The 2271-nt window shown below is 52.1% G+C and carries 3 protein-coding genes; all 3 read right to left on the bottom strand.

Translation table 11 applies throughout. The features are described from left to right. Positions 1 to 168 precede the first annotated feature (168 nt). Positions 169 to 585 carry a hypothetical protein gene (locus HMPREF3101_RS07500; RefSeq protein WP_141737395.1) on the bottom strand — a complete coding sequence of 139 codons (417 nt, stop codon included), beginning with the start codon at positions 583 to 585 and terminating at the stop codon, positions 169 to 171. Positions 586 to 793: 208 nt separating this feature from the next. Next, a complete protein-coding gene (locus HMPREF3101_RS07495; RefSeq protein WP_070464047.1) occupies positions 794 to 1834 on the bottom strand; it encodes a hypothetical protein in 1041 nt (346 codons plus the stop codon). A 30-nt stretch (positions 1835 to 1864) separates the two neighbouring features. After that, the coding region (locus HMPREF3101_RS07490) for a hypothetical protein (RefSeq protein ID WP_168160174.1) at positions 1865 to 2271 on the bottom strand (407 nt) is incomplete at its 5' end.

Genomic DNA, 2271 nt, shown 5'->3' with positions numbered 1-2271 from the left:
CGACCATCAAACTCAGCAAAATCCTGCACTCTAGTCATCTTAAAAGAGCCAACGGACTCGTCAGAACCAAAGTCAGCAGACCTAAAACCGTGCAAAATCTCGTAGCAAATCACTACTTCACTCCCTCGCATCTACCGCCCTCAGGCCACGCAGAGAGACTCTAACCTGCTACAGCTCAACCCCATAGGTACGCATCCAGCTGGCCATATCCGGATACGGGCCATCCAAATACTCCAAATCCCCAAAATGATACCGCCCGAACTCCACAGACCCATCCTCTTTACGGTGATACGCCACATATTCAGAGTCGTCTACCGAAGCGACCGGAAACCACGCATCCGGATCAGCACCAAACGCCTCCGCGTCCTCACGCAAACAGGTATAGCCCCACTGAACACTCAGTGGCTCACTCGGCGCATACGCCGGCGAAAGCCAATCACCATCACCAAAATCGAACTCGACGTAGGTCTTGAAAAACTCCCGATATTCCCCAGGCACCCAATCAGGCACACACGACAACCCAAACTCCACTACATCCGGATCCAACTCCTCCTCAAAAAGACGTCCAGGCTTTTTACCAGACATGCCCTCATTCACCATTCAAATACTCCAATCCTCGTGCTTTCCAATAATTCTCCCGGAAACTATCAAACGATGCTCGATCCACCGGTATTACGTCCCCCGCCAGCAGTAGTGCACGTAGAAAGCACTCGGTTGCTGCATCTAGTGCCACCACACGTAAAGCAGCTGACTTTCGGTAAACACATGATCAGGATCAACGGCCTCAACCGCCTTAACGACGCGCATGGAGTCGCTCCTGATTCATCAAAATAGCGATGCCATCACCGCGTTGTTGCGCCTGACTGTAAAAACCAGCCAACTCGCCCACAGCTGATGCATCCTCCATCACTCCGATATCAGCACCATCAAACCGTTGTGCAAGTCGCGCAACAACCACAGGATTATTAACTCTAAAACCAGCTGTCTGCCGATCCGGATCCCAATCAGTTTCCCCGCACATCACTGCATCAGCGTCCGCAGCGCCAAACAACGCAACCAAACGCTGATGAGTCGCCGCAGACCCTCCATCAATCTCCCCCACCAGCAAGCGCTTTTCTTCTACCGCATCACACAGCTCTTCTAGACGCGCTGCACAATCCACCTTCAACAGCTGAGCAAACTGCCCAGCAGGCACGGGGACATAGATCGGCATCGCTCCACCAGCCTCCGGCCTGTCAGCAATAGCTTTCTCCTTCGGGGCAGACCGCATCCGATCCAAAGCCTGATCTAAATACCTATTCCAACCACGAAACCGCGAGGACACCAACCACTGCAACGCATCAGCGTCACGGAAAAAACCCTTCTGCACCCCAGCCTTAATCAACGCCGCTTGCTGTGGCCAAACCGTTTCAGAATCAATGCGCAAAAATCTATCCAGCTGCGCGATATGTTCCGGAGCCATCACCGAAATCAACGTATCCACGTCATAATCCAGCACTCGGTCCAAATCCAGGCAGGGCTTTTCATCTTTAAGCTTCTCAAACTCATCAACCACATAGCTAACATCCGAACTGGTGATCTTCAGCAGAGGAAAAAGCCCAAAGAGATAGCGCGCTACCGGATCATCAAAAGAACGCTCAGCTAACGGACGAACACGTTGACCTATCTCCGCAAGCTCGACGGGCGTTGCATGTTCTCGCAACGCCCCCTCCCAATCCCCATAAACATCAATCTCTGCAGCCAAAACCGGATTCACAGCCTCAACTACCCGCATGACCATAGCGGCAGCAATAGGATCCTGCTCATAGGTGTCCAGCTTCTCAAACTTACTCATAACCTGCGACGAAACCTTTCCTACCAGCTGCTATCTCTTCGGCGGAAACGCGATATCCAGCAGCTCCAGATCAGTCACCAGCTCACGGTTGTACCAAGTGATCTGCTTGATCTCGCCGATATCTTCAAAGAAGAGAACCCAATGTTCATACAACACAATGTCTGACAAGCCGTCATCCGCCCATGGAATAAAACGCTCATCCAACGCCTGCGTAAAACGACTAGTCGAAGTCGCTAACGGAATACCAAGAAACGAAAAGCCATAATCATCTGGAAGATCCACGCTATACGCTAGGACCCCATCAGGTGTTGCCGTAGCACCAACGCTCAATTCCCGCCCGTCGAGAAGCAAGGTTCCCCTGAGGTCGGTCTCCTCCGGATCACGAGAGAACAGGTCCGAATAGCTCACCTCCATCTCATCCAAAACCCGATCAAACG

Origin of the sequence: Corynebacterium sp. HMSC29G08 (assembly GCF_001806875.1) — a bacterium.
Classification (GTDB): domain Bacteria; phylum Actinomycetota; class Actinomycetes; order Mycobacteriales; family Mycobacteriaceae; genus Corynebacterium.
The sequence above is the reverse complement of the archived record's forward strand: the minus strand, read 5'-3'. Positions and strand labels throughout refer to the sequence as shown.